Consider the following 15,586-nt stretch of genomic DNA (forward strand, 5'->3'; position numbering starts at 1 on the left):
CTGTTGATAAAGCGCATCGAAGCGCTGCTGTTGTTGACGGTTCATGGTGTTTCTCCTGTCCGCTGCCGGACTGGCAGGGTTGGAAGAAACGTAGACGGGATGTTCTATTCTGCCGCATAGCGGCTTCGTTCAACAAATGCATCAACACGATGAACGACATCCGGCATTGTAGGTTTGTCTTTATTTCGCTGTTTGTGGCCGTAAAATTCAGCTTGATTTACATGGTAGTAAACATGTTACGCAGGCGCTGAAAGATCCCCTCATAATTATTCCAACCCTGATATTCGAGCATAGCCCATTGATATTGCTGTTCATTGATGCAATATCGTCGATGCTTTCTTACCTCTCTCCCCAAGCGTGGAATAGAGAGAACACGCCGATGCTTAATGGTGTTGGCTTGAAAGTCGTATTGCCATTTAGCTTTTGTCGCAATGAGACCTTTCCACCACATCAGTACCTCTGTCAGCAGCGCAATCAATAACAAGATGTTGAGGCGCTTGATACAGCGGGTTCGGTTATGCCGAAGAGCCAGCCCATATGCGGGACTTTTTAAGTCGCGGAACGCTTCCTCTATCTGCATTCTCTTTGCATATAAGCGTGTTATCTGAATCGCGTTTAGCGTGTCATTGGGGATATTAGTCACCAGCAGCCACGGCGCGTTTGCGCTTTTGGCAAACAGACGAGACGCCTATGCTTCTTGCTGGTGCGGGTATGACGTTGCGCTGTCCGTCCTTTCGGTGCCTGTTTAACATGATGAGCATGACAAGCCAGTGGAGAGCGGCGTGCAAGTTGGCAAGTGCCAGATAGGCGGGTTTGTTGTTTGCATTGGGATAGAGTTCTTTATGGCATTACCAAGCAATCGGTCGACTCGCAAGTATCAGAGAGTGAAGTCGTTTTTTATGAATAGTGGGACACTGATTTTGTAGAGTATCTTGTAGAATTTGAATATCGCGCATTGTTCATTCCTTTTATTGGAATGTGGTTTTGGCGAAATTCATTAGATCAAAAGGGTCGATGCGCGTCTTTCTCATTGTTTAGAAAAGGAATTATGAGGGGATTTGCTAGATCACAACGTTAGCTGTCAAAGGATAGTTATGAGAATACTGACAAATATATGCTCTGACGATTTACAAAAAAGCAAAGAATTTTATGTTGAGCTACTTGGCTTCAATGTGAAGTACGACAGCGATTGGTATGTGCAACTTTGCTCTCCAGAAGATTCGGAAATTGAATATGGAATTATTCAGAGGAATCACGATCTTGTACCCAGAGATTATCAAAAACCCCCAACCGGTATGTACGTCACCTTCGTAGTAAAGGATGTTGATGCCACTTACCAGACTGCATTAACTATGGGGTTACCTATTTTGCAAGAACCTCGCAATGAATTTTACGGGCAACGCCGCTTTCTGGTAAAAGACCCAAATGGTTGCCTAATTGACATTTGTTCACCTTGGGAGTCTGAGTGATTACACCTAACACATATGAGCCCCTCTCCGGTCAAGAGGCATGGCTGTCTTTATGACTGCGTAAGCAGTCACTGCTTTCGAACAACAAAGTCATTCACTTTGCGTCGTTATTTGAGCCATTAAGTCGTTGCTTACGGCAAACACATATAGAGGGTCTCTTACTGCGGTCTCACGGCTGCCTGTCATTCATGTGACAGGGCCAGACTAGGCGTCAGCAACTTGGTTGTTCACTTTCCAGTTAAGCCAGCGGGTTAAGCTGGCGGGCATGGGTCAATGAGTATCAAGGTATGTTTAACGGTGTCTTTAAGGTCGCGAAAAAAGGAAGTTATGTGCTTATAGAGGGAAGTTGGAATGAACTATGATGAATTCAACCATTTTTGTGGCTCATTCGCAGGGACGAGTCATGTTGTTCAATGGGGTAATTCGGATGTATGGAAGGTGGGTGATAAAGTATTCGCTGTCGGTGGTTGGAGTGGCAACTCTCAAGCAGCGTTCACCTTTAAAACATCAAACTTGAACTACGAATTTCTGAGTCATTACGATGGGTATCGACCTGCGCCTTATTTTGCTAGCCGGGGCATGAAGTGGATACAGCAGACAGAAACATCTGGTGAGCTAGACGACGATTTGAAGTACTACCTATCAGAATCCTACCGGATTGTTGCTAGTGGTCTAAGTAAGCGTAAACAGCAAGAGTTAGGTATAAGTCAGTCAAATCAACCATGTTCATGACTATGTTTTCGAGATGAACGGTGTCACCCCCGCAATTTTTCATTTCAACCTTTGGCGTTTAAAGTGGCTTTTCAGAATGGATCTAGCATTTTTCGCCCCTAAAGCGACGTTGTGTTCAAAAGGATTTCACATGAAGAAAACTTCAATGGTTCTAATGCTCATATTGGCTTTATCTGGATGCGATCTTGCGAAGCATGTACAAGAAATGTCACAAAAACAGGCCAAGCTAGAGCGTCTTATACAAAGCAATTATGGCTGGAAGGCTCAGGTCGGTTGGAATATTCGCAATGACGTGCTTCAACAAGTCACCGTGAATGTCAGTGCTTCAGATGTTGGTAGCCAAACCATTTCATCGCTTGAAGAGCAAGTAAACAAATCACTTCGGACAGTTTTTGAAGAGCAACCCGAAACCGTCGTCCTGCAAGTTGTGCTGTCTTTAGAAAAGTGAGTATGTCAAAGCGTTCAGGGCATGTTACCAATGCTTAGATCCAGCGTGAGTGTCAGCCTTTTAGCTATCTTTAAGTTATCGTCTACTGTTGGATTTTCGTTAGAGTGGGCCGCACCATGACGACAAAGAGTGTTCAAGCAATTGGATGATATTCGCCTTCAAGACGGCGACCAATACGCTACGGTTGAGTCTGTTAGAAAACGCATTAACAAAACGATTCCATCTGTATCGGAAGAGGTTAAGTACGGTGGCATTCTATTTTCTTCCGGTAGGCAGCATGACACCCATGATTGAAGTATTGTGACAGTCATTGTTTGTACATAGATGCGTTAAATCTATTAGCGTAAAAACTCAAGGAGTAAATAATGGTGATGACAAATAGAAGCACGGTTCGTGTGTTAACAAGACGAGTCATCATTACATTGATATATCTAGTAGTAACAAGTGTTAATGCTGATGAGAAAATTCAGAGTCAAGTTAAAGGGAGTAACACGCATAATCATAACGCAATAGATAGAGTTTGGGGGATGCCTAGCGATAGCAAAGCACACCTTATGAGTGCTCCTGAAACTAAATCACTTGAAGAGGTTATTGATCTCATTAAGGCGGTTGAAAGTGCTTATCCTGATGACGATTGGAAAGTAACTGCTGCACGGCTGAGAAAAACACATTACAACAGTAAGTTATGGGACCTTCTACTCATTGGTTCCATTGACATAGAACCAGCATCAGTTGATAAGGGGGTTTCGCCTTCTGTGATCAGCATCTTGAAGAAAGGGAACATTGTTTTCAAGGACCCCCACGGCAACGCTATTGATGTCACGCATGTATGGGCACTAATTAACGCATTATCATATCCATCAATTGATACAGGTATTGATGATTTAAGTGGTATTTCTGTGGCAGATTCAATTAGTTGGGTTGGTGATATTGGTAGTGTCTTATCAGAATATGGCCTCAAAACGAGACCTCATTTCGATTCGTTGCAACAATACTTTCATGGCTATTCTAGTGGGTCTGATTTATATGGTGATGTTGATGGATATGGCGTTTTTCATCAATCGATAGACGGGGGTATGTCTCTCAGTCAAAGGGTTGAATTTTACTATCAGGGGAATTTCAAAAATCGTTTTGATTATTATGAGAAAGCCACCGATATAAAGTTTGAAGAATCGAAAAATGAATATACGGTATCTAATTTATCAGTGGAAAATGTCATTGAACCTCATGTGAGAAAATTCGCCTACTTCTGGACGCTACATCTGTGTCGAGCAAACGAATTGGAATGTGTATTAGATGATGTTGAAAAAAAATTTTATACCACGAAGGATATAGACACTGTCATTTCGTTGTACTCACAATGGATGACAACACAATTAACGGATGCATCGCGTTACTAAGTTTTGAGCGAGATGAACGACGCTGAATGGTGCTCTTTGAGGTTATCTTGTTACTCTCAGCGCACAGATGATTGCTTGTTTTCGTGTTAAAGTTGTCCTGTTTGATATCGTTGTCATTTGGGTGAGTTTCGTTTGTTTGCGAAGAAAAGAGTCAAGCTAATACCTGAAGATGCGTTGAGGGTTAAGGCTATCAATTGCGTCCACAATCGCAATCTTGCGCATTGCTTTCTGCCTGCGGGTTTTGTTCGCAATTTGGTCTGGGATCATCTTCATCAAGAAGCTGTTCCAACCCCTCTAAATAACGAGTGCCGGGTAGGTGAAATAGATAAAATCATGAGGTGTTATACCCAAACAACCTCTCGCTGAGCAAGCAGGTTGACGTTGCTTAGGTATAACTCTTTCAATTGCGTAAGGTCATGATGTAGATATGCGTAAAACCGACAAAAAATTAGATAATCAGATTAGGGAAGTGCTGACCAATGTGTGTGACACCGCACTTCAAGAATTGGCGGGGTTTCAGTGGTTAACGCATTTGGTGGATTACTCAAATTTCCCTAAAAGCCTGAAGGTGGTCTGTGTATTCGATACAAACAGTAGCCTAAATGATTTTGAGCAGAGCAACCATTTTCAACGCTTTAATGCTCTGATTCAAAAGAGTCTGACTGGTGCTGGTATCAATGTTGGCACTAACTTTATCGCATATGATACGGAAGAGAATTGCAGCAGAGATAACAATGGCAGATGGGCGGAAAGGCTCTGAGTATTGACCATTCGTTAGCCTGAAAATGTTGCCTACTGCTAGGAATTAATTTGATGGTTTGCCCTTAAGAAATGAAGAATCCGTATCTGTCATATGTAGAAGAATTAAAGAGGGCGCTCAAATGCTTAAGTTCGCCTGAAAAAGCGGAATCAAGTCGCCGCTATTTCCCCGAAGGAATTCATTGCATCGGGGCGTCTGCATCAGACATAAAGCGTGTTATTGATGATTTTCACGTTGAGCATAAGGCGTTGAGTGCGGCGGAAGTACTGTGTGTTACTGAGTATTTGTTAGAAAACGCAGAGTACAGTGAAGACGTGTTAGTGGCTTTTGGGTTGATAAACAAACTCGTCAAGAAAAATTATGACGACGATCTGATATTACGTTTTGAATTTTGGCTAGAAAACTACGCGTCAAACTGGTCTCACGTCGATGATCTGTGCATTAAAACGCTTTACCAGTTCATGCTAGCTCGGCCGCATTTGATTGTGACAACACAGCGATGGGCGCATTCGAACGTATCTTGGTGTAGACGTGCAAGTAATGTGGCTTGGGTGAAGTTTGTTAAGCGGAAGGTGGGTAAGTCTGTTTACTGCTTAGATAAAGATCTTATCTTTCAGCAGTGTGATCTGTTACTTAGCGATGACGATGTTTTTGTTCAAAAAAGCGTTGGATGGTTGCTTAAGGTGACATCTATGCACCATAAAGATGATGTCATCACATATATCGAGAACAATTTTGCCAAAATGACAAGGCCAACCATTCGCTATGCAATCGAGAAATTAGATGCTGAAAGTAGAATGAGGTTACTTGCACTGACTAAATAATCATTTTTTTCATGCACTTATTGTTACTAGTGCTGCTGAACCACGAATTTCGAAAAATGGGCTCGATTTTGGAGTATTATGCCGTAATTGAGTTGTACGAAGATGTCCATGTCCATGTCCATGTCCACGACTATACCAATTAAGAATGTTAATCCCCCCGAAGTTTCCTGTTCAAACTGTCGAGCTTGTTGCTGTCGCTTGGAGGTCATGATCATCACTGACACGGGCGTTCCTGAAGAGCATATTGCTTTCGATAAATGGGGGGGTGAAACGATGTTGCGCTTGGATGATGGCTGGTGTTCAGCATTAGACCGCGAGACATATATGTGCACGATTTATGAAAATCGCCCGTGGATTTGTCGAGAGTTTGAAATGGGTTCTTGGGAATGCAGAGACGAAAGGGCAGAACTGGATTCTCTATAGTGTCGATGTCCTTTGCACAGGTTTTAAACGCCAAGCCGAATTACACGAATTGATAGGCGCAACAAATAGGCGCAAAAATAATGGGCAGAATAATCTGCCCATTTTAATATGTCGCTTAGTTGCAGCTGTAAGCCGTGTATTTAGCCAAACAGCCCTTGCATGACCAACTTAGGCGTGCGGTCTTCTTTGAACAAACCCCAATGCTTCTCAGGCTCTTCAGGGTGTGCATCGCCTTTCCATGGTTCATCGAAAGCTTCAAACACGAAAGTCAGGATCTTTTCGCTTCGTGTCCAATCCAATAATTGCTCATAGTAAGCGGCTTGAATTTCCTCAGATGCATTCCATGCCTCTATACCACGGCCATTAGAGGCAGTCGCCCAACCTGCTTCTGTGATGATCACTGGCTTGTCAGGGTAGCGGTTTGCAACAGCAAAGTAGTTATCCTTTGTGTATCCCAGCGCATCATCGATGGTTTTGTATTCCCAAACCGGATAAGTGTGCAGGGAGATAAAATCCAACTCTGCAACTAGCTCATCCAGTTTGTATGTCCAAGGAACATAGTTTTCGCAGAAAGTGACAGGCTGTGAAATTTCAGCTTTCACACGCTTTACGTGTTCAACCAGCTTCTCTACTGAAATCAAATGGTCTGTCCACTCGACGCTCGCCTCATTGCCGACAGACACGTAGCCAACGGTATCTGGGTAAGCGTTAGCAAGATCTATCAGTCGTTCAATCTCTTGCTCGTTGGCTTCGCGGTTTGCTTGCAATTCTTCTTCGCTGAATTGCGCTCCCCAAGGGCAACCTGGATTATTCATCTCTGCGGCGACATCTGCGCCCAGCATGACTTTAAAATCCAGACCTTCGTTTTGAATAACATCTAAGACTAAGCGCGCATGTGTGCTGCAGTCATAAAGGCGTAGGGCAGACCAGTTCTTTGAGAGAATTAACAAGTCTTCCTTCACTTGGTTATACGACGGGTAAATCCCTTCGCGCGGGTTTTGCCCTTCACGATATCCTGAATAACAAATAGCGTTTCTGTATTCCATAGCATTTTACCTTTTCTCTTATTACTTATAGTTAGATAGAACAAGACGATTCGGAGAATGCATTGATTAAGCGTTGTACTTAAAATTGCCGTCTTTGTCCCAAAGCCCCCAATAGGCACCGACTGCACCTTCGTCTTCAACTTTCCATGCTTCGTCAAAAGATGAGAAATAGAAGACTTCGATGTTTTCTTCCTCTGCCCAAGCAAAGGTGTCGATAAAGTATTTCATTGCATTCATTTCGGATGGAATGGCGCCACGTTCAGCTACACCTTGATTTGGCCAACCTGTCTCAGAGACAATGACGCGTTTGCCATTTCCAACTTTCATTGCGCGGTGGTACATCTCTTTCATGTAAGGCACAGCAAAGTCTGCCGGACAGCCTTCCCAGAAAGGGTAGCAATTGGTCATGACCACCTGACAAGCGTCAGTCACGCGTGGGTGGTTTTCAAACAGGAAGTAGGCGTCGACATATCCCACTTCTACATTGGGCAGTGCTTCTTTTGCACGGTTGATGTAATCAATCAAATCGTCTTCTGACAGGTCACCGCGCAACAACACTTCATTGCCGATGGCTAAAACATCGACATGACCCGCTTTCGCTACTTCAATCGCGTTAATAAATTCAATTTCGTTCTTTTCTTTGTCGTGATCAATCCATACGCCGACCATGGTTTTTAGACCATATTCTTTGGCGATCTTGGGAATGTTCTCGTGTCCTTCCGTGCAGGAAAATGAACGCACCCAATTCACATGGGGAACAATAATTTTCAATCTTTCGTGGATCTGCGCTTCGCTGATCTCAGAACCCGGACCTTGTCCATCGATGTATGGACTGAAGGAAATACCATGAATTTTGTTATCCACGATCTGGCGCGTTTTCTTTTTCAACTCAATTAACCCATCGCTGTGGTGATACGAAAGGTGGCTGATTCTGCTGGACACTGTCTGACTCCCTCTGGATATCGCTATCCTACTGTTAATATCGCATTATTTTTCAGCGACTTATGTTTTGTTTACGCGCAGATTTTATCTTATGAGCAATTCAACGTGTTGCATTAGAACAGCAAAAGAAAGCGCTTTCTTTTTGATTTTTGCCACAAGCTGCACATAACACAACCAACAATATTGCGAAGGTAAACATGGATCACATTTGTTGTTTTATTGATGTTAACTTTTGCTGGTAAGTGTTTGGGCGCATATGTATTGGTGAAAATGCTTGAAAAACATAGAGTTAATTATGGCGGTGCAGCGGTGAATTTTATGCAGAAAAGCGCTTAGAAAATCATCAAAAATAGCGGGTTTCTATGCACAGCTAACTGACCGAAATGATGAGGTATCTATACAAAGATGAGATTGGCTAACGCGAATATTGGACTTGTATTTGTTTAGTGTGTGAACGAAGTTGTTGAGATGAATGGCAGACAGTTCAATTTATTTCAATGAAAGGGGAGAAAGGGAATTTAATGCGAAAAGAACGGGCACGTTTCCATGCCCGCTATAAATGCTACACCGTAAACTTATGCACCAGTTCATTCTGGCTAACGGCTTGTTTATCCAATCGCTCACTGGCCCCCGCAACGTTTTGCATGGCGCTGTAACTGCTATCGGCAATGAAGCTGATGTGTTCCACGTTACGTGCGATATCTGCAGACGTCGTGCGCTGCTCTGTTGCAGCTTGTGCAATCTGGCTACTCATGTCACTGATCATCATGATGATAGATTCAATTTCTTCCATGGCAGAGTTAGCATCTGAAGCCTGTGTCACGCTGTGGCTCATCTCATCGACACATTCCTGCATTACGGCGACGGCTTCACTTGATTGTGTTTGTAGCTTGCTAATCATCTCTTCGATTTCAGACGTGGAGTCTGATGTTCGTTTAGCAAGCACACGTACTTCATCGGCAACAACGGCAAAGCCTCGCCCTTGCTCACCGGCTCGCGCTGCTTCAATGGCGGCGTTAAGGGCCAACAAGTTAGTTTGGTCAGCAATGTTGCTGATGACATCCAAGATGGTTTCGATATTGGATGTCATCTCTTGCAAAGAAGAAACGACGTTCACCGAGTCATCTAAGCGAGTTGAAAGCTGGTGAGTGGTGCTGATACTGCGTGTCATGATTTCACGACCTTTCGCAGCGGCATCACTTACTTCCATCACTTTGTCCATGGTTTGTTGCGCGCTACTTGCCACATCTCGAACGGAGTGTTCCATTTGTGTCATCGCTGCCGCAACGGCCGTTGTTTGTTGGCGTTGCTCGTTGAGTTGTGCCTTGGCTGTTTGGGTGGTGGATTGGTTCTCCGCCGCCACTTGCGCTTGATCTTCTGCCGCATCCCTCAGTTGTTTCAAGATGCCTTGAAGGTTCGCCGCCAAGGTATTGATGTGATCCGCTAATTGGCCAAACTCATTGTGTTCTTTCACTTCGATGCGTTGGGTCATGTCGCCTTCAGTGATGGCTTCTAGAACGGCTAGCGTGCTGCTCAGTGGTTTACGAACGCTTCGGGCAATATGCCAGCCGATAAAGAAGGTAATAGCTAGAATCAACACACCGATAAAGATGGTTTGTCGTACGCCGTTTTGGAACGAAGCGTTGGCCTGTTCGATAGAAGAGAGCATTACGCCGTCGGCTTGTTCACGAAATTGGTCGAGAATGGACATGGCATTATCAACTTCAAGGGCTAAGTTACCGATGTTGTCGTAAAGCTCATTGGTTGCCACCAAATAGGCATAATGTTGATCCAACACGCCGCCTTCACGGCTGACGTCATAAGTAAACGCATCGAGGTCTTTTTGGAATTTCTCCTTGAGATCTGGCAATTGAGATGTCAGGGATTTGAACGAGTAGTTGAGCTGTTTCACACTACGTTTGTTGCCTGAAATGGCTTTGGTGACATCGTTTAACTTGTTACTTGCTAGCGCATCTGAGGTATGAGTTTCAGTTTCTTGTAGTTTCTTGAAGTACGTTTTTGAAATGATCTTTAGGGTGGTTGAGCCATTGTTTGCGACAAAGTCTTGCATACCAAGCGCAAGGGCTGTGTTCATTCGCTGGAATTGTCGTGCCGCTTTTATACCGTTTTCTTTTGCCGCTTGTTGGCGCTGAAAGTTACTCATAGCCAGGGACGCTTCAGCAAAATAGCGTTTTTCAATCTCACGTAGAGTTTCGAGTTGGTCGCCCAATCCTTGTTGGCTTGAGGTTGCTTGATACAGGTTACCAAGTGCTACACCGAATTTTTGTCTGGCGGCTTCAAATTTGTCGAGCACTTGCTGACTATCGGTTTTATTGCCACTGGTTAGATAGTCTTTAAAAACCTTGTCTGCGGCGAGAAGGCTAACGCTGGCTTCGTTCGACATTGAAACTAAGGGCAAGGCTTTCGAAGTGACGACCTCGAGTTGTTCGTGAATATTTTGAGAACTGTTTAGGTTCAATGTATTGGTTGCGATTAAGCTGACGGCCAGTACCGCGAAACCTGCATACATTCGACGAATGACAGAACTCTGTCGTTTTTTAGCCATTTGTTTCCTCCCACTAGCCACAGGCTAATGTCTCCCAGAAATGCTGCCCAAAATTACGAGCCGCTAAAGTGTTACAACAGAAGGTGATTGATGGTCGCTAACCATACTTTCTTCCATTACTAAAAAAGTTGATTGATGACTTCTAACACATCGCTATTCTTATCATCCGCAAGTATTTCAAAAACTTTATGATTAAAATGTGTCGGCATTTCGAGTCTTTGAAGTGCGACGCAAATTTGTTGAGAAAGTGGTTAATAAGTGACTGATGATTGATAGGTGCATTTAGCTACCCATCATCAAATCACGCCGTTTTGTAACGAAAAGTAAAAATCGGGACAGACGCCTCGATTGAATTGGATAAAAACACTGTTCATTATTGCTCAATGTGTTTGTCTCTAGCATACTGACATCTTCATGAAATCATTCATTTGGAGCTGCCCGTGGCTGAAGAAACAATATTCAGTAAAATTATCCGTAGGGAAATCCCAGCAGACATCGTTTATCAGGACGATCTTGTTACTGCCTTCCGTGACATCAATCCCCGCGCGCCAAGCCATATGCTTATTATCCCAAACAAACTGATCCCAACCGTGAACGATATCGAAGCGGATGACGAAGCGGCAATGGGTCGTATGTTTACCGTGGCTCGCAAGCTAGCAGAAGAAGAAGGCATTGCTGAAAATGGCTATCGCCTCATCATGAACTGTAATAATCACGGTGGTCAGGAGGTGTATCATATTCATATGCACCTACTAGGCGGTCGTCCATTAGGCCCGTTGCTTCTCGGCTAATGACTCATCGAATTTTGCAAGCCCCTGTCGTATTGCTCAGGGCTCTTAGCGCATTGAATAAAAAACATATTTTGGTTGGCCTACTAAGTGTTGGGCTAATTGGCTGTGCCAATTTGTCAGTCCAAGGCTTGTTCAGTCATTACTCTGCCGGCTTAAAGCAAACTCATTTATTGGCTTCTCAAGGGGAATATGCGCAAGCGTTGGAAACCCTGCCAGAGTCCGTCGATGGTGAACTGTTGGATGGTATGGAGCGCGGTCGATTGGCCTTGCTCGCAGGGGATAGTGCTGCTAGTAAAGGTGGATTTGACCAAGCAGATCTCGCGGCGAGAGAGCAACAACAGCAAGCGATGATTCAAATTTCTGAAGGGTTTAATCAAGCGGGGTCACTGCTGACCAACGACAATATGTTGACGTATTCACCGCCGGATTACGAGCTGGGGTTCTTGCATCTGTATATGATGCTGGGCTATGTGCAGCAAGGTGATTTAACGGCAGCGTTGGTGGAAGCTCGTCGTGCTAATCAGGTTCAAGAAGACGCGCGTAAACTTCGAGAGTCAGAATTGAAGAATGCGACGGCTTCGGCCCAGAAAAACGGCATTTCTGATAATGTTGGCGCAGTGTTATCTCGCTATCCTGATGCTGGCTCAATGCTTGGTGCAGTGCAAAATGGGTATCTTTTTTATCTGTCAGCATTGTTGTATGAAGCGGAAGGGAGCCTTAACGGCGCGTTCATTGATTTCAGCCGAGCGTTGGCAGTTGCACCTGACAATCAATTTGTCGCCAGTGCCGCTATGCGTGTTGCGTTCAAGCAGGGGCGTAAAAACGACCTTAAACTGCTTGAACAACGTTATGGGAAATACCAACGGCCTTTGAATAGCCAATCTCAACTCGTGGTGATTAATGAGCAAGGTATTGTTAATGCTCGTCAGGATTGGCGTTTACCTATCTGGTTTTCAGACCGAAATGGCAACCTAGAAACCTACAGCTTGGCACTTCCGTATTACACTTCTTTTAGTGCTAGGCCTCAGAAGTCATTTCACATTGATGAATCAGATGTGATGCCAGAGGCGGTGGTCAATGTAAATGCCATGGCTCAACAAGCCTTGAATGAAGCGATGCCTGCAATGAGTGTTCGACAGATTTTGCGGGTTGTGGCGAAAAACGAAATGCGCAAGTCTCTGTCTGAAAAGGACGAAAGTGGTGTTGGCAATTTGGTCGCCAACATTTTTAATGTGTTGAGTGAGCAACCGGATACGCGCAGTTGGCAAACGTTGCCTGAAAGTGCGGGTGTATACAGTGGCATGTATTCGGCCGGCAAACATGCTATGACGGTTGATGGTCAATCTATCGAAGTCTCGCTTCAACCGGGTAAAACAACCTTGGTATGGCTGTCCCGACAAGGTGGGAAAGTGGTTCATTGGCAAGGGATTTTAGGAGGAATATGATGCGATATGCGGTGATGTTGCTATCAGCGGCGTTAGTATTGTCAGGGTGTGCAGCTAATACATCCGGAATCAGCATAGATAGCAGTAACCAGAATGTGGTTTTGGGTAACGCTGTGCTGGGTAAATCACTGGAATTTGGCAATGCTAAAACCAGCGAAGTGAACGAGCGCTTATTGGCACAGGTAAAGGTGACCAACAAAAGCGGTGATGCTCAGAATCTTCAATACCGTTTTAACTGGTATGACGCACAAGGCTTGGAAGTCGACAGCGGTAAATCGCCGTGGCGACAGTTCACCATTTACGGTGGTGATTCGATCACACTTCAAGGTGTGGCATTGAACCCTGATGCGAAGAATTTTCGCGTGTCACTGCGTAACGTGCAGTGAAACGTCCATTAATCAAATTGACAGGTAAGTAGAATGAATAAAAGCGTGATTGCGCTGATGGGTGTTGCACTCATCATGGGTGGGTGTTCACAAAAGGTGAGCTACGGTGATGCTCAAGAAGTGGAAACAACCACCATTGAGTTTGGTTCGACAGATCTGCAAAAAATCGCTGTAGAAATGACAGACAGCATGCTGACTTCTGGTGCGGTTGCAGCGATTACGCGTGATAGCCGACCGATTGTGTTTGTCGAATCTATTAAGAACAAAACGGCCGAGCACATCGACACGGAATCCATCACTGATTCTATCAGCACGCGTATGTTGAAGTCGGGCAAGTTCCGTTTTGTTGATATGACCCGTGTTGAAGCGGTTCGTGACCAGCTTGATTTCCAGAATAACGATGCTCTGGTAAACCCAGGTACGGCGATTCAGTTTGGTAAAATGGTCGGCGCGCAATACATGCTGTACGGCAATCTATCAAGCATCAATAAGAGCGCGGGTAGCGACCAAGATGTTTATTACAAGATGACCATGCGTTTGATGGATCTTGAGTCTGGCTTGATCGAATGGGCTGACGAGACAGAAATCCGTAAAAAACAGTCAAAGTCTTTGATTGGATGGTAGTCCTTGTCGCTTTACGCTGAACAAGAAAAGGCCGCAGTTATTCAAAGACTGCGGCCTGATTTTATTATTCACGACGCCCAATTGCTTGATGGTGGTCTGAGTAACCGTTGTATGAAACTTTCTGCGTCAGATGGTCGGCAGTTTGTTTGGCGGCCAAAAAGCGAAGCCACCAAGGTGTTTGGTTTGAGCCGTCAGCATGAGCATGACGCTCTGCTGATTGCGTCCGAAAGTGGGCTTGCCGCATCGCCCATCGCGCTGTATTCGGATGGTTTGCTTAATGCTTGGGTACAAGGTGAGGTGCTTGATGGCATTGCGCTGGATTCAATAGCAATATTGCAGGCAAAGGTCCACGATCTCCCGCTGCTAGCCAATCGATTCGACCCCTTTGAGAAAGGTCTCCACTACTTCAGTCATCTTTCCCCCACGTTGATGTCAGACGACATCAAGGCTATTCATTGTCACTTTCAGCATCATGCATTCAAAAGTGAACTTGCGCTGACTACCTGTCATTACGATTTGGGCTATTACAATCTGATTAAATGCCCAGCAGGTGAACTAAAAATTATTGATTGGGAATACGCAGCATTAGGCGATCCTGCTCTAGATTTGGTGATGACTTCGCTGGCCAATGATATCGAACTTGAAACCTTGGTGAATCATTATTGTCGAATACGACGTATGGATAACGTGGCGCTATGGCAGGAAACCTGTGCCCGCTGGCTACCTGTGGCATATTATCTAGGCGTACTGTGGTTTTCACTGGGCTACCAATTATATGGACAGCCCCTTTATCAAGACCGAGCGTTGCGTTTTACCTCTGTATTGAAAGACAGTCTATTACAGTAAACGCGCACCAAAGAGGTACAGATGAAACGACGACATCATCCAATCCGAAATCTGTTTTTCGCTGCTCTTGCAGCGTTTTCTCTTGCTGCCTGTACCAATCAGTTTGCCTACAACACGCTGCCGTTTTGGATTGACTACTATCTGTCTGACTATGTGGACATGACATCTTCTCAGCAAAAACAGCTCGATCAAGATCTGGACGCTTTCCATGAATGGCACCGTCAGACTGAACTGCCACAAATTCAAGCATTACTGAATCAACTGAGGCGCGACACGGTCAAGCCGCTGTCTTATTCGCAGATAGGCGCATACCATCAGCGCGCGAATGAAAGGGTCAATGCATCAGTAGAAGGCTTAACGCCTGCGCTCGTTAATCTTATTCGTTCATTGAGTGATGAGCAGGCCGCTCAGTGGCTGAGCACAATGAATGACAAAATTGACGAAGGTGTAGAAGAAGCGAAGAAGGGAACGTTGGGAGAACAACGAGAGCGGCGACAAGATCGCTTAGTGGAGCGTGCGGAATTTTGGGTTGATACGGTCAACAAAAAGCAACAGCTTCAGTTGCTTGAAATGGCAACCTATCAGATAGAAATGCGTCCGGTGTTTTATGACATTCGTGACGAGCTGGTGGCGGAATTCGCCAATATTATCACCAACCGAAAAGCACCAGATCTAGCGCAGCGGCTCAATGCCTATTTCACTCGGCTGATACATTTTCAGAGTGATGAATATAAGAATGATATGGCTATCTATATAGGTCGACGTTATGAATTGCTTCAGCGAATCGATCGTAATCTCACCGATAAGCAGCGGAAGGCGTTAAGGGAAAAATTGACTTCGCTCAGTGATGATATCGCCAGCGTGACGAAACCTTAACCAATGCA

The 15,586-nt window shown here is 44.7% G+C and carries 19 protein-coding genes; 15 read left to right on the plus strand and 4 right to left on the minus strand.

Annotated elements, in window-relative coordinates; all coding sequences use genetic code 11:
- Positions 1–217: 217 nt before the first annotated feature.
- A complete protein-coding gene (locus ACED36_RS15900; RefSeq protein WP_371733525.1) occupies positions 218–643 on the minus strand; it encodes a transposase in 426 nt (141 codons plus the stop codon).
- Between the two features lie 451 nt (positions 644–1,094).
- Here ACED36_RS15900 and ACED36_RS15905 point away from each other — a divergent pair, with 451 nt between their 5' ends.
- From ACED36_RS15905 to ACED36_RS15945, 9 genes are all read left to right on the plus strand, one after another.
- A complete protein-coding gene (locus tag ACED36_RS15905; protein ID WP_371733526.1) occupies positions 1,095–1,469 on the plus strand; it encodes a VOC family protein in 375 nt (124 codons plus the stop codon).
- A 351-nt stretch (positions 1,470–1,820) separates the two neighbouring features.
- Positions 1,821–2,201: an MmcQ/YjbR family DNA-binding protein gene (locus ACED36_RS15910; protein WP_016962391.1), complete on the plus strand. Its 381-nt coding sequence runs from the start codon at positions 1,821–1,823 to the stop codon at positions 2,199–2,201.
- Between the two features lie 130 nt (positions 2,202–2,331).
- Positions 2,332–2,649: a hypothetical protein gene (locus ACED36_RS15915; RefSeq protein WP_016962390.1), complete on the plus strand. Its 318-nt coding sequence runs from the start codon at positions 2,332–2,334 to the stop codon at positions 2,647–2,649.
- A 129-nt stretch (positions 2,650–2,778) separates the two neighbouring features.
- On the plus strand, positions 2,779–2,943 hold the full coding sequence (locus ACED36_RS15920) for a hypothetical protein (protein WP_158008859.1): 165 nt from the start codon (positions 2,779–2,781) through the stop codon (positions 2,941–2,943).
- 71 nt (positions 2,944–3,014) lie between these two features.
- Positions 3,015–4,049, plus strand: a complete 1,035-nt coding sequence (locus ACED36_RS15925) for a hypothetical protein (protein WP_241819086.1) — start codon at positions 3,015–3,017, stop codon at positions 4,047–4,049.
- 174 nt (positions 4,050–4,223) lie between these two features.
- A complete protein-coding gene (locus ACED36_RS15930) occupies positions 4,224–4,415 on the plus strand; it encodes a nucleotidyltransferase family protein (RefSeq protein WP_277814530.1) in 192 nt (63 codons plus the stop codon).
- A 61-nt stretch (positions 4,416–4,476) separates the two neighbouring features.
- On the plus strand, positions 4,477–4,809 hold the full coding sequence (locus tag ACED36_RS15935) for a hypothetical protein (protein ID WP_017002953.1): 333 nt from the start codon (positions 4,477–4,479) through the stop codon (positions 4,807–4,809).
- 71 nt (positions 4,810–4,880) lie between these two features.
- Positions 4,881–5,633: a DNA alkylation repair protein gene (locus ACED36_RS15940; protein ID WP_017002952.1), complete on the plus strand. Its 753-nt coding sequence runs from the start codon at positions 4,881–4,883 to the stop codon at positions 5,631–5,633.
- Positions 5,634–5,753: 120 nt separating this feature from the next.
- Positions 5,754–6,056, plus strand: coding sequence for a YkgJ family cysteine cluster protein (locus ACED36_RS15945; protein ID WP_083248057.1), 303 nt, complete (start codon positions 5,754–5,756; stop codon positions 6,054–6,056).
- Positions 6,057–6,196: 140 nt separating this feature from the next.
- Here ACED36_RS15945 and ACED36_RS15950 read toward each other — a convergent pair whose 3' ends face one another.
- The 3 genes from ACED36_RS15950 to ACED36_RS15960 form a co-directional block, all read right to left on the minus strand.
- Entirely contained in the window at positions 6,197–7,102 is a 906-nt protein-coding gene (locus ACED36_RS15950; protein ID WP_016962384.1) for a glycosyl hydrolase family 17 protein, read from the minus strand.
- A 66-nt stretch (positions 7,103–7,168) separates the two neighbouring features.
- A complete protein-coding gene (locus tag ACED36_RS15955; protein ID WP_017007249.1) occupies positions 7,169–8,044 on the minus strand; it encodes a glycosyl hydrolase family 17 protein in 876 nt (291 codons plus the stop codon).
- A 562-nt stretch (positions 8,045–8,606) separates the two neighbouring features.
- Positions 8,607–10,610, minus strand: a complete 2,004-nt coding sequence (locus ACED36_RS15960; RefSeq protein ID WP_016962381.1) for a methyl-accepting chemotaxis protein — start codon at positions 10,608–10,610, stop codon at positions 8,607–8,609.
- Between the two features lie 440 nt (positions 10,611–11,050).
- Between ACED36_RS15960 and hinT the strand changes: the two genes are divergently transcribed.
- Genes hinT through ACED36_RS15990 form a run of 6 tightly spaced genes read left to right on the plus strand, consistent with a single transcriptional unit; the run spans position 11,051 to position 15,578 of the window.
- Positions 11,051–11,401: a purine nucleoside phosphoramidase gene (gene hinT, locus ACED36_RS15965; RefSeq protein WP_016962380.1), complete on the plus strand. Its 351-nt coding sequence runs from the start codon at positions 11,051–11,053 to the stop codon at positions 11,399–11,401.
- Positions 11,401–12,846, plus strand: a complete 1,446-nt coding sequence (locus tag ACED36_RS15970; RefSeq protein ID WP_017007251.1) for a COG3014 family protein — start codon at positions 11,401–11,403, stop codon at positions 12,844–12,846. Before hinT ends, ACED36_RS15970 begins: the two co-directional genes overlap by 1 nt.
- Positions 12,846–13,232: a YcfL family protein gene (locus tag ACED36_RS15975; protein ID WP_016962378.1), complete on the plus strand. Its 387-nt coding sequence runs from the start codon at positions 12,846–12,848 to the stop codon at positions 13,230–13,232. The genes ACED36_RS15970 and ACED36_RS15975 overlap by 1 nt, the downstream gene beginning before the upstream one ends.
- 33 nt (positions 13,233–13,265) lie before the next feature.
- The gene (gene lpoB / locus ACED36_RS15980; protein ID WP_016962377.1) at positions 13,266–13,856 is read left to right on the plus strand and encodes a penicillin-binding protein activator LpoB; all 591 of its coding nucleotides are present in this window, start codon (positions 13,266–13,268) and stop codon (positions 13,854–13,856) included.
- Positions 13,857–13,859: 3 nt separating this feature from the next.
- The gene (locus ACED36_RS15985) at positions 13,860–14,702 is read left to right on the plus strand and encodes a phosphotransferase (RefSeq protein WP_371733527.1); all 843 of its coding nucleotides are present in this window, start codon (positions 13,860–13,862) and stop codon (positions 14,700–14,702) included.
- Positions 14,703–14,723: 21 nt separating this feature from the next.
- A complete protein-coding gene (locus tag ACED36_RS15990) occupies positions 14,724–15,578 on the plus strand; it encodes a DUF6279 family lipoprotein (protein WP_016962375.1) in 855 nt (284 codons plus the stop codon).
- Positions 15,579–15,586: the final 8 nt, after the last annotated feature.

The organism is Enterovibrio sp. FF113, from assembly GCF_041439165.1.
Lineage (GTDB): Bacteria > Pseudomonadota > Gammaproteobacteria > Enterobacterales > Vibrionaceae > Enterovibrio > Enterovibrio norvegicus_A.

Bases quoted from the DNA above. Each gene is read 5' to 3' on its own strand.
- ACED36_RS15925 (WP_241819086.1), top strand. From the start codon at position 3,015: ATGGTGATGACAAATAGAAGCACGGTTCGTGTGTTAACAAGACGAGTC.
- ACED36_RS15905 (WP_371733526.1), top strand. From the start codon at position 1,095: ATGAGAATACTGACAAATATATGCTCTGACGATTTACAAAAAAGCAAA.
- ACED36_RS15990 (WP_016962375.1), top strand. From the start codon at position 14,724: ATGAAACGACGACATCATCCAATCCGAAATCTGTTTTTCGCTGCTCTT.
- lpoB (WP_016962377.1), top strand. From the start codon at position 13,266: ATGAATAAAAGCGTGATTGCGCTGATGGGTGTTGCACTCATCATGGGT.
- ACED36_RS15915 (WP_016962390.1), top strand. From the start codon at position 2,332: ATGAAGAAAACTTCAATGGTTCTAATGCTCATATTGGCTTTATCTGGA.
- ACED36_RS15975 (WP_016962378.1), top strand. From the start codon at position 12,846: ATGCGATATGCGGTGATGTTGCTATCAGCGGCGTTAGTATTGTCAGGG.
- ACED36_RS15935 (WP_017002953.1), top strand. From the start codon at position 4,477: ATGCGTAAAACCGACAAAAAATTAGATAATCAGATTAGGGAAGTGCTG.
- ACED36_RS15945 (WP_083248057.1), top strand. From the start codon at position 5,754: ATGTCCACGACTATACCAATTAAGAATGTTAATCCCCCCGAAGTTTCC.
- ACED36_RS15910 (WP_016962391.1), top strand. From the start codon at position 1,821: ATGAACTATGATGAATTCAACCATTTTTGTGGCTCATTCGCAGGGACG.
- ACED36_RS15970 (WP_017007251.1), top strand. From the start codon at position 11,401: ATGACTCATCGAATTTTGCAAGCCCCTGTCGTATTGCTCAGGGCTCTT.
- ACED36_RS15940 (WP_017002952.1), top strand. From the start codon at position 4,881: ATGAAGAATCCGTATCTGTCATATGTAGAAGAATTAAAGAGGGCGCTC.
- ACED36_RS15960 (WP_016962381.1), bottom strand. From the start codon at position 10,610: ATGGCTAAAAAACGACAGAGTTCTGTCATTCGTCGAATGTATGCAGGT.
- ACED36_RS15950 (WP_016962384.1), bottom strand. From the start codon at position 7,102: ATGGAATACAGAAACGCTATTTGTTATTCAGGATATCGTGAAGGGCAA.